The 25,401-nt window shown below is 56.7% G+C and carries 19 protein-coding genes and 1 tRNA gene; 7 read left to right on the forward strand and 13 right to left on the reverse strand.

The features are described 5' to 3' along the window. The first annotated feature begins 1 nt into the window (after window position 1). The 6 genes from D0C27_RS05400 (at window position 2) to D0C27_RS05425 (ending at window position 7,542) form a co-directional block, all read left to right on the forward strand. Window positions 2–1,318, forward strand: a complete 1,317-nt coding sequence (locus D0C27_RS05400) for a glycosyltransferase (protein ID WP_137430569.1) — start codon at window positions 2–4, stop codon at window positions 1,316–1,318. Beyond that, entirely contained in the window at window positions 1,315–2,400 is a 1,086-nt protein-coding gene (locus tag D0C27_RS05405) for a CgeB family protein (protein ID WP_021447224.1), read from the forward strand. Before D0C27_RS05400 ends, D0C27_RS05405 begins: the two co-directional genes overlap by 4 nt. Before the next feature lie 15 nt (window positions 2,401–2,415). Further along, window positions 2,416–3,894 (forward strand): glycosyltransferase, encoded by a 1,479-nt coding sequence (locus D0C27_RS05410; protein WP_137430570.1) that lies wholly within the window; start codon window positions 2,416–2,418, stop codon window positions 3,892–3,894. Continuing rightward, entirely contained in the window at window positions 3,881–4,654 is a 774-nt protein-coding gene (locus tag D0C27_RS05415) for an SDR family NAD(P)-dependent oxidoreductase (protein ID WP_137430571.1), read from the forward strand. Before D0C27_RS05410 ends, D0C27_RS05415 begins: the two co-directional genes overlap by 14 nt. Beyond that, window positions 4,644–6,191 carry an LTA synthase family protein gene (locus tag D0C27_RS05420; protein ID WP_137430572.1) on the forward strand — a complete coding sequence of 516 codons (1,548 nt, stop codon included), beginning with the start codon at window positions 4,644–4,646 and terminating at the stop codon, window positions 6,189–6,191. Before D0C27_RS05415 ends, D0C27_RS05420 begins: the two co-directional genes overlap by 11 nt. 118 nt (window positions 6,192–6,309) lie before the next feature. Continuing rightward, the gene (locus D0C27_RS05425; protein ID WP_137430573.1) at window positions 6,310–7,542 is read left to right on the forward strand and encodes a hypothetical protein; all 1,233 of its coding nucleotides are present in this window, start codon (window positions 6,310–6,312) and stop codon (window positions 7,540–7,542) included. A 148-nt stretch (window positions 7,543–7,690) separates the two neighbouring features. Here D0C27_RS05425 and pgi read toward each other — a convergent pair whose 3' ends face one another. From pgi to D0C27_RS05485, 12 genes are all read right to left on the reverse strand, one after another. After that, the gene (gene pgi / locus D0C27_RS05430) at window positions 7,691–9,262 is read right to left on the reverse strand and encodes a glucose-6-phosphate isomerase (protein WP_137430574.1); all 1,572 of its coding nucleotides are present in this window, start codon (window positions 9,260–9,262) and stop codon (window positions 7,691–7,693) included. 89 nt (window positions 9,263–9,351) lie between these two features. Then, complete coding sequence (locus tag D0C27_RS05435; protein ID WP_060185427.1) at window positions 9,352–10,359, reverse strand: FAD:protein FMN transferase; 1,008 nt, start codon at window positions 10,357–10,359, stop codon at window positions 9,352–9,354. A 32-nt stretch (window positions 10,360–10,391) separates the two neighbouring features. Continuing rightward, complete coding sequence (locus D0C27_RS05440) at window positions 10,392–10,907, reverse strand: nitrous oxide reductase accessory protein NosL (RefSeq protein WP_137430575.1); 516 nt, start codon at window positions 10,905–10,907, stop codon at window positions 10,392–10,394. Further along, window positions 10,904–11,734 (reverse strand): ABC transporter permease, encoded by an 831-nt coding sequence (locus D0C27_RS05445; RefSeq protein ID WP_137430576.1) that lies wholly within the window; start codon window positions 11,732–11,734, stop codon window positions 10,904–10,906. The genes D0C27_RS05440 and D0C27_RS05445 overlap by 4 nt, the downstream gene beginning before the upstream one ends. 3 nt (window positions 11,735–11,737) lie before the next feature. Further along, the gene (locus D0C27_RS05450) at window positions 11,738–12,649 is read right to left on the reverse strand and encodes an ABC transporter ATP-binding protein (protein WP_137430577.1); all 912 of its coding nucleotides are present in this window, start codon (window positions 12,647–12,649) and stop codon (window positions 11,738–11,740) included. Beyond that, window positions 12,633–13,973 carry a nitrous oxide reductase family maturation protein NosD gene (locus D0C27_RS05455; RefSeq protein WP_240688319.1) on the reverse strand — a complete coding sequence of 447 codons (1,341 nt, stop codon included), beginning with the start codon at window positions 13,971–13,973 and terminating at the stop codon, window positions 12,633–12,635. Before D0C27_RS05455 ends, D0C27_RS05450 begins: the two co-directional genes overlap by 17 nt. 7 nt (window positions 13,974–13,980) lie before the next feature. Beyond that, complete coding sequence (gene nosZ, locus D0C27_RS05460) at window positions 13,981–15,885, reverse strand: TAT-dependent nitrous-oxide reductase (protein WP_137430578.1); 1,905 nt, start codon at window positions 15,883–15,885, stop codon at window positions 13,981–13,983. A gap of 62 nt (window positions 15,886–15,947) precedes the next feature. Then, complete coding sequence (locus tag D0C27_RS05465; RefSeq protein WP_137430579.1) at window positions 15,948–18,209, reverse strand: NosR/NirI family protein; 2,262 nt, start codon at window positions 18,207–18,209, stop codon at window positions 15,948–15,950. Between the two features lie 171 nt (window positions 18,210–18,380). Beyond that, window positions 18,381–19,475, reverse strand: a complete 1,095-nt coding sequence (gene mnmH / locus D0C27_RS05470) for a tRNA 2-selenouridine(34) synthase MnmH (protein WP_137430580.1) — start codon at window positions 19,473–19,475, stop codon at window positions 18,381–18,383. Next, window positions 19,475–20,509, reverse strand: coding sequence for a selenide, water dikinase SelD (selD, locus tag D0C27_RS05475; protein WP_060185422.1), 1,035 nt, complete (start codon window positions 20,507–20,509; stop codon window positions 19,475–19,477). Before selD ends, mnmH begins: the two co-directional genes overlap by 1 nt. 69 nt (window positions 20,510–20,578) lie before the next feature. Further along, window positions 20,579–21,667 (reverse strand): hypothetical protein, encoded by a 1,089-nt coding sequence (locus D0C27_RS05480; RefSeq protein ID WP_137430581.1) that lies wholly within the window; start codon window positions 21,665–21,667, stop codon window positions 20,579–20,581. Window positions 21,668–21,873: 206 nt separating this feature from the next. Then, a complete protein-coding gene (locus tag D0C27_RS05485) occupies window positions 21,874–24,132 on the reverse strand; it encodes a FepA family TonB-dependent siderophore receptor (protein ID WP_060185420.1) in 2,259 nt (752 codons plus the stop codon). Between the two features lie 276 nt (window positions 24,133–24,408). Here D0C27_RS05485 and D0C27_RS05490 point away from each other — a divergent pair, with 276 nt between their 5' ends. Continuing rightward, window positions 24,409–25,191 carry an aldolase gene (locus tag D0C27_RS05490; protein ID WP_137430582.1) on the forward strand — a complete coding sequence of 261 codons (783 nt, stop codon included), beginning with the start codon at window positions 24,409–24,411 and terminating at the stop codon, window positions 25,189–25,191. A gap of 60 nt (window positions 25,192–25,251) precedes the next feature. On the opposite strand, the gene D0C27_RS05495 is transcribed toward D0C27_RS05490, so the two are convergent. Beyond that, window positions 25,252–25,347: transfer RNA gene (locus tag D0C27_RS05495), tRNA-Sec, on the reverse strand. Window positions 25,348–25,401: the final 54 nt, after the last annotated feature.

A 25,401-nucleotide genomic window follows, 5' to 3' on the forward strand; every position in this document is an offset into this window, starting at 1 on the left:
CATGTTCTTTAAGTTATGGCGTGGGCTGGTGCGCGAGCCTTGGATGGCTTTGAGCCGGCGTTTGACCTTGTTTACTGTGCGTCGGCAAACCCGACGCGGTCAGCACCGCCAGACACCTTACGAGCCCGTGCCAGGACGTTTGCTGTATGTGCCGGCTAGTGCCTTGCCGTATCACATCAGTGGCTACACTACCCGAACCCATGAGATTATCCGTGCCATGCAAGCGGCAGGCGGGGATATCTGCGTGCTGACCCGTCCCGGCTATCCATGGGATCGTAAAGACAGACTGGTGGAGGCCGAGCAGGATGAAACCTTGGTGGATGGGGTGCGTTACGCACATGCTCGCAATCCTTCCAACAAGCGCCCCGTCATGCAGTTCGCCATAGAAGCCGCCGCCTCCATTGCTCAGGAAGCCATCAAACAGCGCGTTGCTGTCATTCATGCTGCCTCCAACCACGTCAATGCCTTGCCTGCCTTGATCGCCGCGCGCCAGTTAGGTATTCCGTTCCAATATGAAATGCGTGGCTTGTGGGAGCTGAGCCGAGCCTCCCGCATGCCGGAGTTCCGTGACTCGCAGGGCTTCAAGCAGGGTTTGGAGCTGGAAGGTCTGGTTGCCAGTCAGGCAGACCGGCTGTTTGTGATTTCCGAGCAGTTGGGGCAGTACGCTCGCGAGCACTGGAATGTAGATCCTGCACGCATGGGCCTGATGCCCAATTGTGTCGACCCCTCGCGCTTTACCCCTGGCGCTGCCCAGGATGTGCAGCCCAACACGATTGTTTATGCTGGCTCCCTGATTGTTTATGAAGGGCTGGATGTCTTGATCGACGCCGTGGCGGATCTGGCTGGCCGTGGCAAGGATGTGACCCTGACCATTATTGGAGATGGGGAGGCGCGCGCTCAGTTGCAGGCTCAGGTGCAAAGTCTGGGTATGGAAAAGCACGTGCTGTTTGCTGGTCGGGTCTCGCCTGAGGAGGCTCGCGCCTTGCAGGCCAAGGCCGCGCTGGTATGTATTCCTCGCCGTCCCTTTGAGGTGTGCCGTATTGTGCCCCCCATCAAGCTGGTTGAGGCGATGGCGATGGGCAAGCCTGTTCTGGTGCCGGATTTGCCGGTGTTTCAGGATGAAGTGGGTCCCTGCCGTTCGGTGCGCTTTTTTAAAGCAGGGGATGTGCAGGACTTGGCTCGTGTGCTGGAGGAAACGTTTCAGGCTGGTCCGGAGGTGTTGGCCCAGGATGGTGCCTTGGCACGTGAAGAGGCCACGCAGCGTCGCAGTTGGGCTGACTTTGTGGTGCATGCTTTGCCGGCCGGGGCTAACTCATGATCGGTCGTGCAATCCGGGCTTTAGGGGCGCGCATCTACACGCACCCAACCGTCAGTGAAGACGGCAAGCCCGCGGGGCAGTTTGGGCAATTGAAAGTAGCCTTGGTGTCGGACTATTTCACGGCAGACTGCCTGTCAGCCGAATGCTCTATCCGTATTCTGAACCCGCGCAATTACGAGGAGGTCATCTCCTCTTGGAAGCCTGATCTGCTTTTTGTGGAGTCCGTGTTCCATGGGCTGGGTGGCGCGTGGCGCTACGAGCTGGCCAAGCAGTCGCGACTGATCCGTTTGCGTACGCCTCGCACGATTTACAAGCTGGTGCAGTTCGCTAAAGATCAGGGTGTGCCCACGGTGTTCTGGAACAAGGACGATGGCGCGTATTTCGAGCACTTCATTGATGTGGCCAAGGCCTTTGATTATGTGTTCACCACGGACAGTGATTGCCTGCCGCGCTATCGCGCTCGATTGAATCCTGATGTGCCTGTGAACACCCTGAGCATGCCGTATCAGCCTGCGTTTCATAACTTCACGGGCTTTGATTTCACACGCAAGGAAGGGTGCTTTACGGGCAGTTATTACCGTCGCATCCTGAGTGAACGTAGGCGTTTTCTGGACATGATTTTCGGGGCCTGTGAGGATGCGCAGATGCAGCTTAATGCCTACGACAGAAATCATGACAGATTGTCCCGGCATATCGAATTCCGCTTTCCGCGCTCGACGCATGTGCAGGTTCATGGTCAGGTTCCGCACCGCGAGACGGGGCGTATCTACAAAGAACATGTGATGTGCCTGAACGTGAACTCGGTCACGGATTCTGACACCATGTGCTCGCGCCGCTTGCTGGAGATTCTGGCCAGTGGGGGCATTGCGGTGACTAATCCCGGTCGTGCGGTGGATCGTTATTTCCGCGATTTCTGCCACGTGGTGCATTCCCGTGAGCAGGCCACTGAGTTGTTTGCACGTCTGCGCCAGGGCCCCACCGCGCAGGATTGCGAGCGTGCGGCGGCGGGGGCGGCGTATGTGCGTCAGTTCCACACCTGGGAGCATCGCCTCCAGGAGCTGGCTGATGTGGTCGGCTTCTAGGGTGCGCTTGTTTCCATGATTGTGAGCATTTTTGCGTACCTGATTCAGGCGCTGTTCTTGTTGGTTGTTGGGGCCTTTGCCCTATACGTGGTTCTGGAACTGCGGGTACTGCTGATCTCGCGACGGGTGGAGCGTCGCAAGCTAAGCGAGTTGGTGCAGACGTCTGCCGCCTTGCAGCAGGATTGGTATCCCAAGGTCAGCGTTTTATTACCGATTTATAACGAGGCCGCTGTTGTCGAGCGTTTGATCGATGCGGCTTGTCGTCTGGATTATCCGGTGTCCGCGCTGGAAATTCTGGTGCTGGACGACTCAACAGACAAGACTGCGCTGTTGGCCCAGAACAAGGTGGATCAGTGTGCTCGGCAAGGTGTGCCCATTCGCCGCATTCAGCGTGCTGATCGTGCAGGCTACAAGGCCGGGAATCTGGTGCATGGCATTCAGCATTCCCAGGGCGAGTTTTTTGCGATCTTCGATGCGGACTTCTTGCCGCCTGCCGATTTTCTGCAGAAAACGATCCCTCCTTTCAAGGACGAGAAGCTGGGGTTTTTGCAAACGGGTATTGGCTATGAGAACCGCGACCATTCTTTTCTGACCCGTTTTCAGGCCATGGAAATGGGCCACCAGCAGTATGTGACGGTGGGGCTGAGTGAAGATGGGGACATGGCCTCGCTAAGTGGCAGTTCCTGTGTCTGGCGACGCGCTTGCGTGGAAGCCCTGGGGGGCTGGAATGCCTCTACCATTACCGAGGACGTGGACCTGGGCTATCGAGCTCAGTTTGGTGACTGGAAATACGCTTATTTGCGCGATGTGGTGTCCATGTCCACTTTGCCCGAGAACATCAGTGCGTTCCGTGTGCAGCGGGAGCGCTGGGGGCGGGGTCTGATTCATAGTGCCTTCAAGCACCTGGGGCAGATGTGGCAGCAGGACATGCCCTTGATGAAGCGCATGCATGCGTTTTCCATGATGTTTTCATCGGTCATGCTGGCGTCGATTTATGCCCTGGTCTTGCTAAGCCTGCCGCTGAATTATTTGCTGAATTTTGATCATGTCGTCTTGCAGTGGGGCGCGCCGCTATTCTTTTTGCTGGTCGCTGTCTGGGCGTTGAATAATGCTTTTGGTGCCCGCAAGGGAGCACGTTTTGATGACAGGCCGGGGGTGTTGGGCACCTTGTGGCATACCTACTTGTATGTCGCCATGTTCCCGCCCATGGCTTGGTATTATTTTGTCGGTGGTGTGCGAGCCGCCTTCAAGGTCTACGGGGAATTTAACCGTACGCCAAAAGGTGAGGGCGAGAAGGTGGCAAGACAGCCTCGCATCAATCTGTATTTGCTGATTGGTGAAGTGTTCACTTTCCTGTATTCGGCATTGGCCCTGTATGTGGCCATACGCATGGGCAACTATTTGTTGATTCCTCTGAATGCGACGGTTTGTGTAGGCTTTGGCATGGTTTTGTACTGGTCCTTCCAAGAAAGGAGAGCGCGTGGGCGTAGCTGAACCAGCAGAGCAGGAACGGATTCTGATTACCGGTGCCACCAGTGCCATTGGTGGCGAGCTGGCGCTTTACTACGCCAAGCCCGGTACAGAGCTGACTTTGCATGGTCGCAATGCTGCGATTCTGGAACCTCTGGCCGAGCGCTGCCGACAGGCGGGTGCGCAGGTACAGACTCATCAGCTGGATTTGCGTGATCTGGATGCCTTGCATGACTGGTTGTCGCAATGCGCAGCCTTTGATTTGGTCATCGTGAATGCGGGTATGAATATCCATGTAGGTCCCAATGGCGAGCCCGAGGCCTGGGAAGATACCGAGCTGCTGCTGGATATCAATGTGAAGGCTTCACTGCGAGTCGTGCAATCTGTGCTGCCCGCCATGCGGGCGAAAGGGCGCGGTCAGATCGTCTTGATGAGCTCCTTGGCCGCTTACTTTGGTCTGCCCACCACGCCGTCCTATAGCGCCAGCAAGGCGGCGGTCAAAGCTTATGGTGAAGGTCTGCGTGGTTGGCTGGCTCCGGAAGGAATCAAGGTTAATGTGGTGATGCCAGGCTACGTTAGCTCGCCCATGTGCGATGCCATGCCGGGCCCCAAACCGTTTCTGTGGACCCCGCAAAGAGCAGCCAAGCGTATTGCCCGTGGCCTGAAAGCCAACAAAGCGCGTATCAGCTTTCCGTTTCCTTTGAACCTGGGTTGCTGGTTTCTCGCCGTGCTGCCCGCCCGAGTGTCTGTCTTTATTCTGAGCAAGATTGGCTATGACGCTTGAGCCCGGATTCTGGACTGCAATCCTGGCTGCCGTGTCGGGACTGGCCCTGACAGTCGGTCTGGAGCGTTTCCTGCAAACAGCAGCCAGCTTGCGTCGTCCTGCAGCGGCCTGGGCCTTGCACATAGGCCTGTACGGTTTGGCATATGTCGCCCTGGTTTTTTTGCTTGGACGGCCTATCTTTGCCACGGCCTTGCTGTGCGCTTTTTTCCTGTTGCTAGTCGTGGTCAGCAATGCCAAGTTCAAGGCTTTGCGTGAAGCTTTTGTATTTCAGGACTACGAGTATTTCACGGATGCGATTCGTCACCCTCGGCTCTACATTCCTTTTCTGGGGTGGGGGAAGTTCTTTCTGGCAGCAGCGGGTTTTATTGCCGCGTTGACGATTGGCTTGTGGCTGGAGGCCGTGCCTGCCTTGCGGGCTGCCTGGACAGCGCAATGGGGAGCCTTGGCTCTGCTGGCTGTGCTGAGTCTGGGCTTGCTGCTTTGGGGCAATAGTGCGCGTTTGATGGTGCAGATTGCACCGGAGCAGGATGTGCAGGCCTTGGGGCTGTTAGCCAGCTTCTGGCGTTACTGGCAGCAAGGGCGGGAGCGCCCCAGCTTGTCCTCCCCTTTTGAAAGTGCTGCCCCAACGTCTGCGTCTGTTTTGTCCGGTGCGGATTCCTCCGGGGATCTGCCTCATCTGGTTTCCGTGCAAAGCGAGTCCTTCTTTGATGCCCGGCGAATTTCTGATGGAATTCGGCCAGAGATTCTGGCGGAGTTTGACCGCTTCAAAGCCGAAGCAGTTGCCAGCGGATACTTGCAGGTCCCGGCTTGGGGGGCGAACACCGTGCGCTCGGAGTTTTCCTTCTTAAGCGGTATTGAAAACAGCGCTTTGGGCGTGCACCGCTTCAACCCCTATCGTGCAGTATGTGCGGGATGGTCTGTGGCGACTTTGGCTTCCTGGTTGAAGCAGCAGGGTTACCACACGATTTGCATTCACCCTTATCCCGCCAGTTTTTACCAGCGCAACCGTGTTTTTCCGCTGTTTGGGTTTGACGAGTTTCTGGACATCAAGGCCTTTGCGGATGTGGAACGTACAGGCCCTTATGTTGGCGATCTGGCGGTGGTGGATAAAGTCGCCAGTGTGCTGGAGCAGGCTACAGGGCCGGTATTCATTCATGTGATTACGATGGAGAATCACGGGCCTTTGCACCTGGAAAAGGTTGCAGCGGGGGATATCGAGGCCTTGTACCATCAGCCACCTCCACCAGGTTGCGACGATTTGACGATTTACTTGCGCCATATTCGCAATGCCGATGCCATGCTTACACGTCTGCGCGGAGCCTTGATCTCGTCGGACAGGCCTGCCAGCCTGTGCTGGTATGGCGACCACGTTCCCATCATGCCTTCGGTCTACGCGGCGCTAGGTACTCCTTGTGGGGATGTGGATTACTTTATCTGGAACTCTACTCAGGGGCAGACAAGAACGCCGCATCGGGATGCGGCGATTCATGATCTGGCACGGGAGTGGATGTGTCTCAGTGGAGTACCTTTGTGCTAATGCAGTAAAAAAAATGTTATGAGTTTGAGTGGCATCATAGACGACTGAAAACGTGATCTCGTGGTCAGTTTCTTAACGCCTTGGCATGGAGCATGCCACATAAGAGAGGATGGATTTGATGGTTGAGTTTGTCGAAACCCCCGAGGTCTGCTTAACCTTGGATGGTCAAAATTGGGTTGCCCAATTTAAGGGATCTATAGGATCTACCGAGGGCGTGACCTACGCTTTTTATCTGCTTAGAAACGGGGTTCGGGTTGCTCATCGCTGGTATGAGAAGGGCCTGACAGCGAAATTTGTCAACGATGGAGTTGCAGGACGTTATCAGGCCCGAGTGTTTATTAAAAGGGCGGCTACTGAAAGTGCAGACGCTTCAACTAAGACCTTGGACTCAGAGCGAGTCGTCCAAAACGGCCTCCCTTATGATCTAAGGCGTTGGGGGCAAAGGCCGTTGTTTGAGCGTGATTTAGGCGCTTCTTGGGGGGAGGAAGCCTTTGTTGATGGCTTGTATCACTTCACGGAAGGAGAGAGTCATATCGATCTCCTTCTTAGTGGTATGGATAAGCTTTTAACTAGTCCGGCAGTGCTGGTTTGCTGCAGTGGGGCTCTTACCTCTCGAGAAGGTACTTCGGCTCCATTTTTCTCTGGTGTAGAAATTGCGAAAAAACTTGGTGCTCCAGTGATATCAGTTTCGGATCCTACATTGTCCCGATCACATCGCCTCTTTTTAGGCTGGTATGCGGGCCATGAAGGGTTAGTTAATCTTCCTAGTCGCATTGCTAACTTGCTGGATGCATTTGTCGAGCGTACTGGCGCACATCTGATACTTATGGGTGGCTCGGGGGGAGGGTTCGCATCTTTGCTCTTATTAAGCTTAATTCGAACTACAAAAGTATCAGCTTTTGTGTGGAATCCACAAACCTCGCTGGCACGTTATTTACCTAAGCCTGTACGGCGCTATTTAGACGTGGCGTTTCCGTCGATTGCGGATTCTGATGATATACAAAGCGCGTTAGATTCGGCAGGAATAATTTATAATCTGGACTCGCGTGCCTCTGTGATGGCTGATAAACATTCTATTTTGTATTTGCAGAATAAGAGTGATTGGCATGTAGAGTCCCATGCCAAACCCTTTTTGGAAAAATTTGGGGTTGGTGAGAAAGCATCAGAGGATGTTCTGTCATTCAACCAAAAAGTTGCTTATTGGGAAGGTGATTGGGGCGATGGACATGTACCCCCATCAAAAGACATGATTGCGGCGGGACTAACTCTGTTGCTTGCAGGGAAAGGCCCCTTGGATGTGGCCTTGGAGCTCGAGAGAAATCACCTGGCGACTAAAGACCAGCCTTTGTAAGTGCAGGTACAGTGGGCGATTGGGGAACGATGTTTTCCTGAGTTGCGTTAACGATTCAGGGTGGAGAGTCTAGCCCAGTTTTCCTAGTGTGGATTATTGGGCTAGCGTGTTAATGCTGGCAAGTTAATAGACGAGTTTTGGTACCCGCTTAGCCTTGGAATATCTTTATCCAATGCCGAGTAGACGCATCATGCTCAGCAGAGACTTTTTTCTCTCCCGACAGTTCCTGCAAAATCCCGTTCGCCAATACTTTCCCGTATTCCACCCCCCATTGATCGAAGGGGTTGATCCCCCAGATCAAGGCCTGCACAAATATCTTGTGCTCGTACAAGGCCAGCAGGGCGCCTAGCGAGAAGGGGTTCAGGCGAGGTAACACAATCAGGGTGTTAGGGCGGCCGCCCGAGTGCACGCGATGGTGGGCCAGTTCGGCAGCCTGCTCGCCCAGACCTTGTTGTTCGCACTCGGCCAGGGCCTGCTCGTAGGTTTTGCCGCGCATCAAGGCTTCGCGCTGTGCCAGACAGTTCGCCAGCAGCAGGTTATGGTGCTCGACCTGATTGTGATCCGCCTGCTGGCACACAATAAAGTCCACAGGAGCGCCATCGCTGCCCTGGTGTAGCCACTGATAGAAGGTGTGTTGTGCGTCTGTTCCGGCCAGTCCCCAGACGGCTGCGCCGGTAGCGATTCCAACCGGTTCGCCGCTGGTGGTGACGGACTTGCCCAACGACTCCATATCCAGTTGCTGAATGTAGGGCACCAGATTGCCCAGGCGGAAGTCGTAGGGGGAAATGTTCAGTGAGCCATAACCCAGCACACTGCGGTTGACCACGCCAGCCAGTGCCATTTGCACGGGCACGTTGGAGGCGATGGGGGCTTCCTGAAAATGCTGGTCCATGGCTGCAGCGCCTGACAACATCCCGGCCACCACGTCACTGCTAACCGCTAAAGCCGTTGTTAAGCTGACTGCCGACCACAGTGAGAAGCGGCCACCTACCCAATCCCAGAACTGGAAGACATTTTTTTGTGGAATCCCCCAGTTGGAGGCCGTTTCAGGGCGCGCGGTGACCGCAACGATTTGTTCGTAGGGGTTGGCAACACCAGCGGCTTGCAACCATTCCAGGGCCCGCTGTCCGTTCTTGAGAGTTTCGGTCGTGGTGAAGGATTTGGAGGCGATCACGATCAGAGTGTCGTGAGGGTCCATGCCCGACAAGGCATGTTCCAGCGCATGGCCGTCGATATTGGCCAGAAAGCGTACGTTGCGCCAGCTGTGGCGATAGCCAAAGGCCGCCAGGGACAGGCGCACGCCCCAGTCGCTGCCACCAATACCAATATGGATTATGTTGCGCCAGCGGCGCTCGGAGTCGGCGACGCGTACGAATTCGTTCATACGCTCGCGTTCCTTGGCAACTTCCGCCGTGGGGGCGGGGGCGCGCAGGGCGCTGTGCCAGGCGGCGCGTTGTTCGGTGCCGTTGACGATGCCGCCGTTTAGCAACTGCTTGCGTGCCGTGTCGAAATGGCGGGCTGCTAAAAGAGCGGCTCCGGCTGCTTGAAGTTCCGGCGAATGCCGCTGTCCACTCAAGTCCACTTGCAAGCCTGCGGCTTTCAGGCAATGCAGGTCCAACGCGTATCGATCAGACTGGTGAGCTGCCTCGCAAAACCCGGTCCATTCTGGCAGACCGGGTAAAGGGGCGGCAGAGGGAAGGGTTTCAGCGTTCAGGGGCATGGGGTTTTGGCCTGCAGTAGACGAAACCGCCATTGTACGAGGCTTTATCGGGCTTGAGCGTCTGCCGGTAAGCGGGTTTGTCTTGGTGTTTACGAGTGCATCCGTACTAGCTGATCACCATCGTAGGGCAGCACCCATGCCTGCAAACCAGGATCGCCAGCCAGTACCCGAGCTATCTCTGGTGGCGACATCCAGGAAAAGGCTGTGGACAGGGCGTCGGCAATGGTGGCATTTCCGGCCACGACAGAGACACTGCGATACAAAGGACGGGCCTGACCATTGGCGGGGTTGAACAGATGGGTGACGGAGCCATCCCGGCTAAGTGCTGTGCCTGCTCCTGACGAGGTGCTGACTGCCTGATTGTGTACATCCAGATTCAACAAGCTGGCTGGCTCTGCTTGATCGCCTGCCAGACCGACGCGCCAGGGACGATTTCCCGGAGCCGTGCCCAGGCTGCGTATCTCGCCCATATCGACCAAAGCGTGCTCCAGGCCTGCCTGTTTCAGCTGTTCAGTGATGCGATCGGTGATGTAGCCCTGAGCAATCCCGTTCAGGGTCAGGGCCATGCCGGGGTGTTGTAGCAGGACTGTGTCACCTTGAATGTGGATGGCCTGGTAGCCGACTTGCTGCAGTGTTTGGCTAATCTCGGCGGCATCAGGGATGGAAGCTTTAGCGCTGCGTTGGGCTGCCTGGCTATACAGCTCCCAGAGCACCTGCACGGTTGGATCAAAGGCCCCGTTCGTTAATTCACTCAGGCGCTGTGATTCCAGCAGCAGCCGCGTCAGATCGCCGGGGGCTTGCTTCAGATAGCCATCGCGATTCAGGCGTCGCAAGGCGCTGTCTTGTTCATACAGACTGAATATTCGCTCCAGCCGTCGCACTTCGGACAGGGCCTGATCGATCAGGGTTTGTGCGAAAACCGGGTCGGGATGGTGAATATGCAGTTGTGCGTCCGCACCTAAAGCCACCCCTTGCCAGGAGCTGAGTGGGGTAGTGGCTGCTTGCATCGCTTTGACGGCCCAGGGCACGCAAGTCAGGGCGCTGGTCGCGGCCACGATACCGATAAAACGACGGCGGGAAACAGGAGTAGAAGTCATGGCAAATACCTGGGATCAGGAAGATAAGCGTTTCAAGGCAGCGCGACCGCACCAAAGATGTAGTTCTCCGGCATCTCGGCAAAGCGAACCACTTGGCCGCCATGCTGTTGCTGGAAGTCCTTGGCGGCCTGCTCCTGGCTAAAGGGCAGGGCATCGATGGTGCCCATGCCACCGGTGTAGCGGCTGTAGATCAGATACCAGGCATCTTGTGCCGGTATCCAGGCTTTTTCGGGGAACTGGCCGTCCTGATTGCGTTGGGCCATGTCTTGCACATAGGTGGCGGCAATGGCCTTGGATTCTTCAGGCAGCATGGTGTAGGCAAAGACCTCGCGTATGGTGGTGAACCAGAGCGGCGCTTCGCGTTCGCGCAGAAGGATTTGCCCTTTGGGGCCTTGATGCTCGAACAGGTACATGCCGCAGTAGTGGCCTACAGCCGTTTGTGGGATCTGGACGACGGGAGGCGGTGGGGCTTGCACCTGTTCTGGTTGGCCGCAGGCAGCCAGTATCAGACCCAGGCACAGCAACAGAAAAGTGCGCAGTTTTTTCATAGTGCTTTTCTTTTGAATACCAGGCTTGCCAGACCAAAAGGCACGGCGATCCACATCAGCAGAACGCTCATCAACACACTGGCGGGCAGACGAGCCTGTTCGCTTAAACCGGCCATACCAGCAAACATGGCGACATTCTCGTAGCCGGTCAGATTCAGCAGGCGGTACACGTCGGTGGGGTTGAACAGCAGGATGATGTTCAGCCAGGAAGCGGTGATCATGGCACCTTGGTCAGCGACCAGAATACCCAGCAGAGCCATGTCATAAATCACCACGAAAAACAGCCAGATACCGATGGCTAGTCCGGCCGCAGTGGCACGCTCTCTGACCAGGGTGCTAATGAAATAGCCCATGGACAGGAAGCTGGCGCCGAGCAGAACGCTGGCACCCATCATGGCCAGAAAGGGCGTCCAGACGCTGAAGTCCAGGCCGCCATGTGCCATTTGCAAGGTAACGCCTGCCAAGCCGTAGCCCACCACGGTAGATAAGCTCAGGATCAGGGCATGGCCCAGGAACTTACCAACCAGAACTTGCCAGCGATGGACGGGGTAACTGAGCAGCAAGGACATGGTGCCGCGCTCTATTTCACCCACAATGGCGTCGTAGGACAGCAGCATGGCTATGAGCGGGATCAGGAAAATAGACAGGCTGGACAGGCTGACAACCGTGACTGTCAAAGGATCTACCTTGACGCTGCCGGTGGGGGCGCTGCCCAGAAAACCCAAGGACAAAGCCAGTGCGGCCAGCAAGAGGGTGACGGCCAGTACCCAACGATTGCGCAATCCGTCGCGCACTTCCTTTTGGATGATGATCAGGACAGGGTTCATGGCTTAGTAATCCTCGCGCTTCAAAAAATGCGCATATAACTCGTCCAGACCGGGGGATTCCAGCTCCAGGTCGGTTAATCCTTGAATGGCATGCGCTTCGCGCAGAATCTGGATTTTTTCGGCTTCGGTGCAATGACGTTCCAGGCGATTTGCACCGATGGCATTCCAGTGCTGTGGAATAGAATCGGGGATTTGTTCCACGGTCAGGCGAATACGTACCGGCAAGCCAGCGTGTTGTCGCAGTTCGGACAAGGTGCCATCGGCAATCTTGCGTCCTTGTTGCATCACGATGATGCGGTCTGCCAGACGTTCCATCTCCGCCAGAGCGTGGGTACTGAGCAGGATGGTGGCCCCGGCATCGCGCAGTTCTTGGACGATTTCGTAGAACAGCAGACGGGAGGCTGGGTCCAGTCCAGTGGTGGGCTCATCCAGTAACAGCACACGAGGTTTGCCCAATAGGGTTTGAGCCAGTGCCAAGCGTTGGCGCATGCCTTTGGAATAGGTGCCCACGCGCTTGTGAGCCGCTTGTGCAATGCCGACACGTGCCAGCAAGGCCTGGTTGTCACGGGTCGGCAGCCCTTTCAGACGAGCGTAAAAGGCCAGTGTTTCGGTGCCGGTCAAGGCGGGGTGCAGGGCGACGGTTTCGGGCAAGTAACCGATATGGGCCCGTAGTCGGGCAGCCTGGGAGGAACCAGCGTCATGATCCAGCAACGTGACCTTGCCTTCGTCGGCGCGGATCAGGCCCAGAATCAGCTTGATGACAGTACTTTTGCCTGCGCCATTGTGGCCAGCCAGCACCGTACATTGGCCGGGGTAAAGTTCGAAGTTCACCGCGTTGGCGGCACGCTGCTGACCATACAGTTTGCTGACGTTGGACAGCGCCACGGGGGCTGTACAGTTATTGCTTGGAGTCATGATTGGCCTTGTAGCGCTCCCAGACGGGATTGTCGGGCGCACGCATCAGCGGTGCGCTATCGATGATGCCGCCGGGCAAAATGGCAGGAAATTGGGTTTGCGCCCAGCGCACAATGGAAACGGCGGGGCTGTTCAAGAGCACGCGGGCCGAAGGGGCTCGCCACACCAGTTGTTCAATCAGGCCATTGGGGCGATAAGCGGTGTCACCAATGCCGTCACCGTTCAGGTCAAAGGCGCTGTGATCGCTCCAGTAATTGCCCCGGTCCTTGCTGGACCACTCCAGGTAGCGGGTACCCACATACTTCACCTGATTCTGGTTCTGGATGAAGGCGTTTTCCGTGATTTCATTGCCCTCGGAACCGGCGGTGTAGTGCACCCCGATCTGGGTGTTCTGAATCAGGTTGCCGGAGATCGTGTTGAAGTTGGCGTTGTAGAGAAAGACGCCTTTTTCGGCACCGTCCACGATATTGTCAGTAATGGTCGATTGCTGAGCGGCATTGAGCATCAAGCCTTGATGCGTGCTGTTGATGCTGATGTTTTCACGTACTGTCAGGAACTGCGAAAACATCAGGGCATAGGCAATGTCATTGCCTATGGAAACATTGCTGCTGACCTCGCTGTTATTGGTGTACATGTAGTGCACCGCATAGCGCAGCTGGGTAAAGCGGTTGTGGCTGAAAACATTGTCGCGGCTGGTATTGGAAAAAATCCCGTCGCGACCCCAGGAAATATCGTTGTACAAGATGCGTGAGCCGGGGGAGTTCCAGACGGTCACGCCATTGCCGCGCTCATTCAGACGCAGCTCTTTATTGCCCACTATGGTGTTGTGTTGCACCAGCGCGTTATGGGGCCCCCAGACATACACCCCCACCAGATTGTCGAGGATGTCGTTGTTTTCGATCAGGGCGTTATGGGCGGGCTTGTCCAGGAAGATGCCCGCATCCATATCCGGCAGGCTCAAGCCGGAATTGCGCACGGTGATCTGACGTATCTGCACATCTTCCGCCTGGACCCACACCGTGCGACCTTCACGTTCGCCCATCAACACGGCTTGCCGGTTGCTGGGGCCTTGAAGCGTCAAAGGTTTGTTCACGATGATATTGCCCTGATACGTGCCGGGAGCCAGCATCAGGATGTCGCCGGCTTGGGCGGCATCGATAACGGCTTGCAGCGCGGTATCGGCAGGCACCTCAATGGTGGCCGCTTGAGCAGCCAGACCACTGGCCGCAAGGGCCAGGATCGTAAGCGGCTTGAAGGCCAGCCTCAGCACCAGGGTTGGGCTGAGGCATCGTGCACGGGCGGGGAGCAGGCGGAAAGGCTTCATGTCACCGTCAGGCTTTGGGTTTCACATTCATCTGACCGGACATTTCCATGTGCAAGGCGTGGCAGAACCACTGGCAGTAGTACCAATGCACACCGGGGCGAGAGGCCGTGAAGGTGACCGAGCTGGTTTGCTGCGGTCCAATTTCCATGGCCACGCCATAGCCAGACAGGGTGAAGCCGTGGGTCAAGTCTTCGATCATTTCCATATTGGTGACTACGACGGTGACTTCATCGCCCTGATTGACCTCAAAGCTGGGCACGGAGAACACGGGTGCCACGGCAGTCATGTAGACCCGAACCTTGTTGCCATCCCGGATCACCTTGGAGGCACCTTCCAGGGTGACGCCATCTTTCTCGGCCATCTTCCGTGCGCTGTCCCACCATGGATCGTCGCGAGTCCAGACGCGCTTGGGTCGTACTTTTTCGGCGGCAACCAGCAGCATGTCGTGCGGTTCGGCAAAACTTGGGCCATCGTGGACCAGCTTCATCACATCGCCTGAAATGTCGATCAACTGATCGTTCTCGGGTTTGAGCGGGCCTACGTTCAGGAAGCGGTCTTTGGAGAACTTGTTCAGCGACACCAGCCATTTGCCATCGGCCTCTTTGGTCTCGCCCATGGTGGTGTGGTTGTGGCCGGGCTGGTAGTGCACGTCCAGTTTCTGGATGATGGGGTCTACGTCCTTGCCCTGATACGCCTCGATGGCCTTGGCAATGTTCCACTTCACGATCTGGCTGTCGATAAACAGCGTGGTGTAGGCATTACCGCGGCCGTCATAGGCCGTGTGCAGTGGGCCTAGGCCCAGTTGAGGTTCTGCCACTACGCAGTCGCGTGGTTTGATCTTGTCGGCAAACAAGTCATCCAGGCGGCGCACGTCGATCATGGTGACGGTGGGCGAGAGCTTGCCGTTAAAGACCACGTGGATGCCATCGGGGGAGGCATTGCAACCGTGGGGGGAGTTGGGTACGGGGATGTAGCGGGTGTAGCGCGAGCCTTTGCGGCCATCCAGCACTTTGACGCCCTGCATTTCTTTGAAGTCGCCTTTCTTGACGCCGTCTTCAATGGCTTTCAGGTTGAACACCACGGCCCAGTCCTGCTCGTTGGCGCTCATCTCGCCTACATCTATTCCCTTTTCGGAGTTGTAGCAGGTGGAGAACGCGTACTTGCCCTGGTAGTCGGCGTCGCAATTGTCCAGGTTGCCGTCCACGATCACCTGCCAGGCGATTTCCATGGTGTCGCCATCAATGGCGGTAAACACCGAGAAATAGTTTTCCTTGGGGTTGCCAAAGATTGTGCCGTTATTGGGCAGGGGGACGATGTGCTCGCCGTTGCAGAACACATAGCCGGTGCGTGGGTAGCGTTGCGGGCGCAGGCCGTGGATACCGTCGGCATTGGGAATCTCAATGATCTTGTCGCACTTCATGACATCGCAGCGCACGCGAGCCACGCGGTTATTGGCCTTGTCGTTGATGTAGATGAAGCGCCCGTCATAGGTCCCGTCGGTAAAGGACATATGGGGGTGGTGAGCATCGCCATTGGGCAAAATGCCGCCCAGGGAGTCTGCAAACGCCAGGGTTTCAGGCGTCAGATTGGCGCGCATGATCTGGCGGCTTTCGTTGGTAATCCCCCAGCCGGTGGCACTACAAATATTGAAGATCGGGATGCGCATCAGTTCGCGCATGGAGGGCAGACCCATGATGCGGATCTCGCCGGATTGACCACCGGAGTTAAAGGCGTAGTACTGGTCCAGCTCGCCCGGCTCAATATGGGCGTTTTGCCCGTTCGGCGCCTTTTTGGTATCGGCCAAGGCATTGCCAATGTGGGTGGCGCTGACCACAGCAGCGCCGGATAAGGCGGCAGTGCCCAAAAAGGCGCGGCGGCTCAAACCCTGTTTATCCTGCTTGTTCTCGGACATGGTGTGATTTTCCTTGTGTGTGATGACGTGACCGACTTGGCGCTGGGGCGCGCCCAGGCGTCTCACGGCGTGGCGGGGGTGGAATCGGTACTGTCTACGCTGCGCGGACGCACGGTAGGGCGGGCAGCAGCATCGTCTTGCAGCGAGCTGGCAACGGCGACGGGGGCCGGTTTATCTCGCTTGCGCTTGGCGATCTTTTGAATCAGGTGCGGGCATTTTTTCTCGTGGTGATACAGCATCTGGCAATTCAGACACTGGATACATTCGTTGGGGTTGATGGGGCCTTCGGGTTCGATGGCTTGTACGGGACAGTCGGTCGCACAGCGCTGACAGGGGTTGCCACACATGGGGTAGCGACGCAGCCAGTCAAAAATGCGCAGGCGGGCGGGGATGGCCAGGGCAGCGCCCAGGGCACAGAGATAGCGGCAGTAAAAACGCTCGATGAACAGGCTGGCAATCAGCAGCAGTACGGCAAAGATCGTGAAGGGCCAGTCGCGGATGAATTTCAGGATGATGGCGGTCTTGAAGGGTTCGACTTCGGCCATCTTTTCGGCCACGGCCATGTCGTACAGGGCAAAGCCAAACAGCAGAATGAAGATCACGTACTTGATGGCTACCAGCCGTTTATGGGCGCTGTAGGCCACCTTGATCTGGGGAATGCGCAGGAAGCGGGCCAGCTTGTTGGCCAGCTCTTGCAGTGCTCCGAAAGGACAGAGCCAGCCACAGAAGGCGCCCCGGTTCCAGAAAATCAGGGAAATGGCGGTAGCAATCCACAGAATGAAGACCAGTGGATCCATCAGGAAGTATTCCCAGCGGAAATCGGTGCGCAGGGCGTGGGAGAACGTCAGTACATTCACCACGGACAATTGGGCCGAGGCGTACCAGCCAATCCAGACCAGGGAGAACAGCAGAAAGCCAATACGAAAGCGTCGGTAGAACACCTCGTGTTTTGTCAGCGTGTCCTGGAAGAAGAAGACTCCGCCCAAGGTCAGCAAAGACACCAGCAGCACGGCAATTTGTACCTTCTTGCCAGCCCAGATTTGCTTGTACAAAGGCTCGCTGGCGGTTTCCAGGTCATCGTGCTCTGCGGCTTCGGGGGCTGCTGCAGCGGCTGCTGGAGGGGGCGCCGTCAAATAGGAGTCAGGAAGCTGGTAATTCAGGTTCAGCGTGACAAAGGCTTTGTCTTTGACGCTAAGCACACGCTGTACCAACAGTTGCAGTCGCCAGGGCAAAACAGGATCAAAGGTGGCGGTAGCAGGGATCTTGAACAGGGCGGCTTCTTTGAAATCCGGAGCACCTGCGGCTTTCACGCCGGGCAGACGTTGGTGATCCAGGTCGGTGAAGTGAAAGCTGTCCAGGTCCTGGATGATTTCGATGCGGTCAAAAATCCCGCCTCGCACATAGCCCGATCCCTTGAAGGAATACAGCCCATTGCCCACGACCAGCATGGCCTGCTGGCCGGGTTTCAGTTCTTGTTGCAGGTAGTTGTAATCGGCCTCGCCTAACAGGCTTTGTCCAATGCTGGGCACGCTGACCAGGGCGGCGTACAGGTCGATAAACGTGTCTTGTGGATCGCCTTCCTGAGGATGGGCGGCGGCCTCTGTACGGCCATTATCAATAAAGGCCTGGTTGATGTCGGCCACGCTGACATGCAGGCGTTGGATGGCACCGCTTTGGAGCAGTTCGTCCCAGCTGGAAATGGTGTGGTTGCTGGTATCTATGCTGCGCTTGACGGCGACGGGTGCCGTGGCGGGGGCGGCAGGCTGGCCTATGCCTTCTTGCCGGGCCACCAATTGTGAGGAACGCATGATGCTGTCACCGACCACCATCAAGGTCACGGTAGCGCCACTGATAATGTCGACAGGCGGTGGTGCGCCGGGTTTGGGACGGTTCTTGATGTAGTTCTGACCCACATAGCCTTGAATGAAGGCTTCTACCCGCGATTCGGGGATGCCGATCAAGACGATGGGTTCATGGTGTTCCAACAGTTTGGCAGCGACGATGCTGCCATCCATGCTCATTGCGACCAGGGTGTCGATGGGGAAGCTGGAGTAACCACGGGTGTTGACGATGTCGGTCGTCACATACACATACCCTAGCTGTTCCTGATCCTTAAAGACCTTGGCAACAGGCAAAGTGCCTGCGGGCTCGCTGGTGTGGGTGGCGGTGGGAAAGATCTCGTTAAGGGCAATGTCCGGCAAGAAATGGGCAATGCGTGAACTGGAGTGTGCCGGAGGACTGCTCAGACAGGCTGCCAGTACAAAAAGCAGGAGCCAGATAATACGGAACTGAACATGCCGGGCAACGCGATTGAGGGACGTCATTTCTTACCACCTGCAACAAGATTCTTGCGAGATGGTAGGGGTTACCCTTTGTTTATTCTTTGTGTCAGAGCAAGGACAGATTCTGACAAGAGTGGATGTGGGTCGGCGTCAGCCGGTCCTTGATCTGTGAGGAATGATGGCGGGCTTTGCTGGCCGGGCTTTAGATGAGGTTCAGTCTTGTTGACGCAAATAATTCAGGACCGCGTCGGCATCACCCTGAAAAATGATCCGTTCCGCTTTTTGTTCGCGTTGATAGGCGTACATGGGGTCGTAGTATTGCGTCAGCAAACCACCGATCCAGTCCCGGTGACCCTCCAGCGCGCCGCTGCGCTCCTGCTCCTGCAAGGCCTCATCCATGATGGCGGCCAGTTGCTGGTAGCGTTGATGGCCCAGGCGCTTGGTAATGCGGGCCAGGCTTTGACGCAGTTGTTCGGCAAAGAGGGCAAAGCCTGTTTGCGGGTCGTGCTGGGCAATGTACTCCGCGTGCAGGTTCTGGACATAATCGCGCACGATGCGCGTAATGCGGTTTTCCAGGCTATCTTCCAGCCAGATGATGGACCACTGCTGCATCCCCCGGTACAGGCCCAGTGGCAGGCTGCAACGGCCTATGGTTTGGCTTTCATCTTCCAGGACGAAGCGCTGGTGCCCTTGGGCCGTTTTTTTGAGCATGGCGATCGATAGCCTGTGCTCGAAGTCGATCTGGCTGGGTTGGCTGGTGGCGTGTTTGCCAAAGCTGGAACCACGATGATGTGCGTATCCTTCCAGGTCCAGACTGTTATCAAGCTGCTGCAGGACATCGGTTTTGCCCGTGCCTGTCATGCCGCCCAGAACCTGAAAACGGGCGCTGCCGACGGTTTGTTCCAGATTATTCAGCAAAAAGCCACGCATAGCCTTGTAGCCGCCCACTACGCGGGGATAGGGAATGCCTGCCTCTTCGCGCAGCCAGGTTTGTGTGATCTGGCTGCGCAGACCGCCTCGAAAGCAATACAGGTAGCCGTCGGGATGGTCTTGCGTAAATTGTGCCCAGGCCTGCAGGCGAGCTTGCTTGAGCTGGCCACTGACCAGCTTGTTACCCAAGGCAATGGCGGCATCCTGGCCATGTTGCTTGTAGCAGATCCCCACCAGGTGACGCTCCTCGTCGTTCATCAGTGGCAGGTTCAATGCGCCGGGAAAGGCGCCTTTACTGAATTCGATGGGAGCGCGAGCGTCCATCAAAGGCACATCGTTCAGGAACAGCTCGCGGTAGTGGTGGGTATCAGGACGCATCAAGCGATTTCGACGGCGTGGGTTTTGGCGGGGATGAATTCCCCGATGGCTTCCAGGGTCAGGCCCAGTTCTTGTGCTGTTGCCAGAAACTCGGCAGTGGCAGCAGGCTCTACGGCGATCAGCAAACCGCCGCTGGTTTGTGGGTCGCACAGAATGTTGATCTGATCCTGGCTGATAGGAGCGATGCGATGGCCGTAGCTGTCGAAGTTGCGTTGCGTGCCGCCGGGCACACAGCCTTCTTGCAGGTAGTATTCAATGCCGGGCAACAGGGGCACACGATCCAGATTCAGACGGGCGGTCAGGCCGCTGCCATCAGCCATTTCGATCAGGTGGCCCAGCAGACCAAAGCCAGTCACATCGGTCATGGCTTTAACACCGGGCAGTTGTGCAAAGCGGTTGCCGGGCTTGTTGAGCGTGCACATCCAGTCGCGTGCCAGGTTTTGATCTTCAGGACGAAGCTTGGCTTTTTTTTCGGCCGTGGTCAGCACGCCAATACCCAAAGGCTTGGTCAGATAGAGCTGGCAGCCTTCAGTTGCGGTGTCGTTGCGTTTTAACTGGCCTTTATCAACTACGCCAGTTACAGCCAGACCAAAAATAGGCTCGGGGGCATCAATGGAGTGACCACCGGCCAGGGTGATGCCAGCGGCATCGCAAGCCGCACGCCCACCACGCACGACCTCGCGGGCAACTTCAGGGGACAGGACATTGATGGGCCAGCCCAAAATGGCGATGGCCATGATCGGTTTACCACCCATGGCGTAGATATCGCTGATGGCGTTGGTCGCAGCAATGCGCCCAAAGTCATACGGATCGTCCACGATGGGCATGAAAAAGTCGGTGGTCGAGACGACGCCTGTTTCCTCATTCAAGCCGTACACAGCCGCATCATCACGTGATGTATTGCCTACCCACAGGTTCGGGTCCACGTTCTGGGCTCCGCTTCCCGCCAGGATAATGTCCAATACTTTGGGGGAAATCTTGCAGCCGCAACCGGCTCCATGACTGTATTGGGTCAGACGAATGGGAGTATCCATGAGCGCGTACCAAGAAAGAGGTTGAAGATGAAATGATACTAAATTGCCCCTATGCCCTGCAGGCTTTTGCTACGGAAAAGGCAGAGGTCGAACACGCTGGGCCAGTTGGTCGGCGGCCACCCACTGTGCAAATTGCTCGCCCAGTCGCTGGCTTTGTTCGACGGAGTTTTGCCAGGCAATACGCCGGTCTGCGTCGGGCAGACGCTTGTAGTCGGAACGATCGGGGATTTTGCGGTCTTTTAGACGCCGATAGAAACGTTCGGTCGGGCACAGCAAAATCAGATTGTCCAGGCTGTGACGGCGGCGAGCCTTTTGCCAACGGGGCAGGTATTTGTCGAACCAGCTGGCGCTGATCTTTTGAGTGAAATGGGGAAACAAGGTCAAGCCTGGGCTATCCAGATCCAGAGCGCAGAAGTTGTAGTCGACTAGGCCTCCATCCCGGTATAGACCGGCAGGCCAGTTATGGGCGGCATTCACACCGTCAATCACGAGTGGAATAGCGGTGCTGGCGGCCAGGGTCTCGAACAGATTGTGCTGATCCAGTGCGGCGTAGCGAGCCAGGTCTTGATGTCTGCCGTGAATGGGCAGGCGGCTACGAGTGTCGTGCACGATGACCCGCTCAAAGAACCAGTGCGGGATAGCAGGGTGCACATAATTGCCGACCATGCAGCTGAGCAGGGCTGCGCCAAGCTGTTTGGGATTGCGGGAACCCGCCCAGCCCTTGCTGCGTGCCACGGTAATGGCGAAGCGATAGCGTGGATGGTTCAGAATCGCAGCCTGTGAGTCGGCGTCCCCCAGCAAGGTTTTCAGCATGGTCTGGGTCGACCGGGTAATGTCCGCTACCGTGGATTTGGGCAGAAAGGGGCTGTGTATATAAAGCTGCGCAAAGTCCGCAAAGGCTTTGTACGGATCGCTCTGGGCCGCACAGGCAAAGCGCCAGGAAGCGATGGAACTGCCAAATAGCCATAGCGGCTCATCATGTGTGTTGAGCCAGTCGCCAAACAAATACTGATCCAGCCCGGTTAGCGCCAAAGCCTTGGGCCCACCCGCGCTGCCAATCAGCGTGCTGATGTCCTTGGCATGCAAGCCATTGCTTTGAATATGACGATAAGCACGAGGCCCGGCGTAGATCGCGAGATCAGACTCGGTGGACGACAAGATCAGCTCCCGAATGTGGTGATTCTGTAGCCAGAAAGCTGGCTAACCAGGCTTTAGTCTAGCGCTGTTGGAGTGAGGTCGGGAGGGCTCTCTTGGATTGAGGTGGGATAAGATACCGCCCGTGCTGCTCCAGACGGGGCAGCACGGGCGGGCATAGCGATCAAGCATCCGGACTCCTGCTGGAGTCCGAAGTAAAGCGTGGAGTATTAGAAGCTGGCAGTCAACGTTGCGTAGTATTGGCGACCAGGTTCGTTATAGGTGTTGGCACCTTGGCCGCTACCCGAGTCTTCACGGTACAAGCGTTTGTCGAACAGGTTGTTCACGCCCAGACGGATGTTGGTGGACTTGGTGACCTGGTAAGCGCCGCTCAGACCGAAGATGGCATATGAACCACGTTCACGCAGACCATCACCTTTCACTTCCGAGTTATTGGACAGGTTGTGCGAGCGTGGCTTTTGTTTTCCATACAGCGTGGCGGTAGCCAGCAAGGACAGCTTGTCGTTGACGCGCCAGTCCAGCGTGCTGTTCAGGGTGTAGCGGGGGATGACAGTCAAAGGCTGATTGGTTTCCTTGGACTTGTTGGTGATCATGTAAGTCAGGTTGTTGCTCAGGCTCAGTGTGTCGCCGTTCTCTCCCAGGATCGGGATAGTCAGGTTGCCTTCCAGACCACGGATCACGGCCTTGCCGGAGTTCACCCACTGGAATGGGCGGACCAGGGAGCCGCCAATGTACACCGCATCCGGAATGGTCTGGTCGCCCATATCGGCCACAATCTTGTTGCTGTAGTCGTTCTGGAAGTAAGTCAGACCTGCTGCCCAGCCTGCGTTGTCGTAGGCCAGACCGATTTCCTTGTTGATACTGCGTTCGGGCGACAGATTGTCGTTACCGAAGATGTAGCAAGGACCGCTTACGCGTTGACCAGTTACCGGGTCGTACGGGCAACCGTTGCCGCGTGTCTGATACAGGTAGTTGGGGTTGGATTGATACAGGTTAGGTGCTTTGAAAGCGCGGGCGATACCGCCTTTCAGAGTGATGCTGTCGGTGATGAAGTAGGAGGCGTTCAGGCTGGGGCTCCAGTTGTCACCGAACTTGCTGTGATGGTCGAACCGCACTCCTGGTGTCACGGTCAAGGCGTCGGTCAGCTCGATATTGCCTTCCACATAGGCGGCTGTTGTACGGGCCTTGCTTTTGGAATCCGTGTTTTTGTTGATGGTTTGGCCAGAGCGAGTGGCGTAGTCATCATCCAGGCTTTGATCGCGGTGCTCGAACCCGACCGTCATCAAGACGTGCTTGCTAGCGATCTGCAGGGGTGTGTTGTATTCGCCCGAGATGTTCAGTGAACGCAGTTCGGAAACCGAGCCGGCACCGGGGTTGGAGATGCTGCCCTCAACGGCACCGGCCAGGCCCTCATTCAAACGTGAGTTGGTCGTGCCTTCATATGCAAAGGTCAGGCGGGAGCGGCGGCCCTGGCCGTAGTCACCATAGTGGCTGAGCGAGCCGGCGCGACGATACATGATGTTCGTTTCAGCCCCATCTTCGGCAAGTGATGCAATGGTTTGCGTGCTGCGGCTAAATAGGCGCTCTCCTGAGTAGATATTGCCTTGGCGGCTGAATGAGCCTTCCAGCTCCAGACGGTGGTCCCGGTTGATATCCAGGCGCAGCAAGCCGTTAACGTCTTTATTGCGTACCCCCTCGCGGCCCGCGGGTGGCACGGTGGTTTCGTTCACCTCCATGCCGGAAGCCTGGGCGTTCAACGCGGGTTTGTCGGCATCTGTCTTGGCGATATTGCCGTAGACGCGGAAAGACAGCTTGTCGGCAATGGGGCCGGACAAGTTAAAGCCGGTACGGCGTGTGGAGCCGTAGTCGCTGTCTTCAGGAATCAGACCGTAGGCGGTTACCGAGCCGGAGAAAGTATCGGTAGGCGCTTTTGTGATGATGTTCACGACACCACCGGCAGCACCAGAGCCATAGCGAGCAGCAGCCGGGCCACGCAGCACTTCAATGCGTTCGATGGCGTTGACGGGCACCCAGTTGCTGTCACCACGGGTATTACGTTCACCGTCGCGCCCCATGCGAATGGAGTCGCGCGAGCTAACAGGTTTGCCGTCAATCAGGATCAGGGTGTTTTCAGGGCCCATGCCGCGCAAGTCGATCTGGCGGCTATTGCCGTAGGAACCGGATGGGCTGTTACCGGTCAGGTTCACGCCGGGCATGGTGCGGATCAGTTCGGACAGGTCGTTGGCGGGAGGGCGTTTTTCAATATCCTTGGCAGTAATTGTGGACACGCCAGGAGCCTGTTTGACGGCTTCTTCTGCCGAAGGCAAGACACGAATTTCTTCCAGCGAGGTGACCCCACCACGGACGTTGGAAGTTTGTGCCTGAGCACTGAAACTGGCTGCCAAAGCCGTGGCGAGCAGGCCCAATGCAAAGATCGGGCGGCGAGCCGGAGGCGCCAATAAATTCATAATCACTTTCCTAGTAAACGATAAACAGAATGAGAATTGTTCGCGATCAGGATTGTGTTTAAAAATGTGACGGCTGTCGAGAAAGCTGACGGGTTTGTGGTGTGTAAAACACGGTCAAAGTAAAGGGGAATTATTTTTCTGAATTGACACTTAGCTTCCTGCCAAGAAAACATGGGTGTTTTTTGGCATTTCCATGTCCTGGTCGGTGTGGTCCCCAGACAGCGCGTTTTGAGGCTGTTGCTTGATAAAAGATCACACGCATTTAAAGGAATTCTTGTGACAAGTACTCTAAACCTCTCCAAGCCCACTTTGATCGCCCGCGCCCAGGAGCAGATGCAGGCTCAGTTTCAGGTTCCGAAACGTAGTGTTAGAGAAAAGCTGGCTCTGACCTGTCGCATCCTGTTTGATGGTGGTCATGATTCGGGCTTGGCGGGGCAGATTACGGCGCGGGGCGAGCAGGAAGGCACGTATTTCACCCAGCAGTTAGGGCTAGGGTTTGATGAAATCAGCGTGTCCAATATCTTGCTGGTGGATGAAGATCTGACGGTTCTGGAAGGTCAGGGCATGCCCAACCCTGCCAACCGTTTTCATTCCTGGGTGTATCGTGCGCGTCCTGATGTCAATTGCATTATTCATACCCATCCTCTGCATGTCGCGTCCTTATCCATGCTGGGCGTGCCCCTGGAGGTGTCCCATATGGATAACTGCACGCTGTACGAGGATTGCGCTTTTCTGAAGGACTGGCCTGGTGTGCCTGTAGGCAATGAGGAAGGGCAGATTATTTCCCGGGCCCTGGGTGATAAGCGGGCGATCTTGCTGGCGCATCATGGCCTGTTGATTGCGGCCAGCTCTGTTGAGGAGGCCTGTGTGCTTGCCCTGCAGTTCGAGCGTGCCGCGCGGATGCAGTTGCTGGCCATGTCAGCCGGAAAGATCAAACCCATATTGCCGGAGTTGGGGCGCGAGGCACACGACTGGATTTTGCGCCCTCGCCGGTCCGAGATCGGGTTTGAATATTACGTGCGCAAGGCGTTGAAGCATCATGTCGATGCGCTCGAGTAAAAAGATGGGGGCTGTTTGGGGGCGAGTCAGCTTGGAGCAGTGCTTTGGCCCAGAGGTCGGTGGCGGAAAGCAGCAGGAGTCGAACCTACCTGGGAACGTCTGACGCCCCCAACCGGGTTTGAAGCCCGGCCGTGCCACCGGGCACGGATGCTTTCCTTCAAGAGGCCCTATCATACGTTAGGGCCGATGACGCTTCAACGATCAGGGCCT

Source organism: Alcaligenes faecalis (assembly GCF_005311025.1).
Lineage (GTDB): Bacteria > Pseudomonadota > Gammaproteobacteria > Burkholderiales > Burkholderiaceae_B > Alcaligenes > Alcaligenes phenolicus.

What these genes read in the sequence shown, in the direction of transcription:
- D0C27_RS05400 (WP_137430569.1), top strand. Translation starts at nt 2, where the DNA reads ATGTTCTTTAAGTTATGGCGTGGGCTGGTGCGCGAGCCTTGGATGGCT.
- D0C27_RS05405 (WP_021447224.1), top strand. Translation starts at nt 1,315, where the DNA reads ATGATCGGTCGTGCAATCCGGGCTTTAGGGGCGCGCATCTACACGCAC.
- D0C27_RS05410 (WP_137430570.1), top strand. Translation starts at nt 2,416, where the DNA reads ATGATTGTGAGCATTTTTGCGTACCTGATTCAGGCGCTGTTCTTGTTG.
- D0C27_RS05420 (WP_137430572.1), top strand. Translation starts at nt 4,644, where the DNA reads ATGACGCTTGAGCCCGGATTCTGGACTGCAATCCTGGCTGCCGTGTCG.
- D0C27_RS05425 (WP_137430573.1), top strand. Translation starts at nt 6,310, where the DNA reads ATGGTTGAGTTTGTCGAAACCCCCGAGGTCTGCTTAACCTTGGATGGT.
- pgi (WP_137430574.1), bottom strand. Translation starts at nt 9,262, where the DNA reads ATGCCCCTGAACGCTGAAACCCTTCCCTCTGCCGCCCCTTTACCCGGT.
- D0C27_RS05435 (WP_060185427.1), bottom strand. Translation starts at nt 10,359, where the DNA reads ATGACTTCTACTCCTGTTTCCCGCCGTCGTTTTATCGGTATCGTGGCC.
- D0C27_RS05440 (WP_137430575.1), bottom strand. Translation starts at nt 10,907, where the DNA reads ATGAAAAAACTGCGCACTTTTCTGTTGCTGTGCCTGGGTCTGATACTG.
- D0C27_RS05445 (WP_137430576.1), bottom strand. Translation starts at nt 11,734, where the DNA reads ATGAACCCTGTCCTGATCATCATCCAAAAGGAAGTGCGCGACGGATTG.
- D0C27_RS05450 (WP_137430577.1), bottom strand. Translation starts at nt 12,649, where the DNA reads ATGACTCCAAGCAATAACTGTACAGCCCCCGTGGCGCTGTCCAACGTC.
- D0C27_RS05455 (WP_240688319.1), bottom strand. Translation starts at nt 13,973, where the DNA reads ATGAAGCCTTTCCGCCTGCTCCCCGCCCGTGCACGATGCCTCAGCCCA.
- nosZ (WP_137430578.1), bottom strand. Translation starts at nt 15,885, where the DNA reads ATGTCCGAGAACAAGCAGGATAAACAGGGTTTGAGCCGCCGCGCCTTT.
- D0C27_RS05465 (WP_137430579.1), bottom strand. Translation starts at nt 18,209, where the DNA reads ATGACGTCCCTCAATCGCGTTGCCCGGCATGTTCAGTTCCGTATTATC.
- mnmH (WP_137430580.1), bottom strand. Translation starts at nt 19,475, where the DNA reads ATGCGTCCTGATACCCACCACTACCGCGAGCTGTTCCTGAACGATGTG.
- selD (WP_060185422.1), bottom strand. Translation starts at nt 20,509, where the DNA reads ATGGATACTCCCATTCGTCTGACCCAATACAGTCATGGAGCCGGTTGC.
- D0C27_RS05485 (WP_060185420.1), bottom strand. Translation starts at nt 24,132, where the DNA reads ATGAATTTATTGGCGCCTCCGGCTCGCCGCCCGATCTTTGCATTGGGC.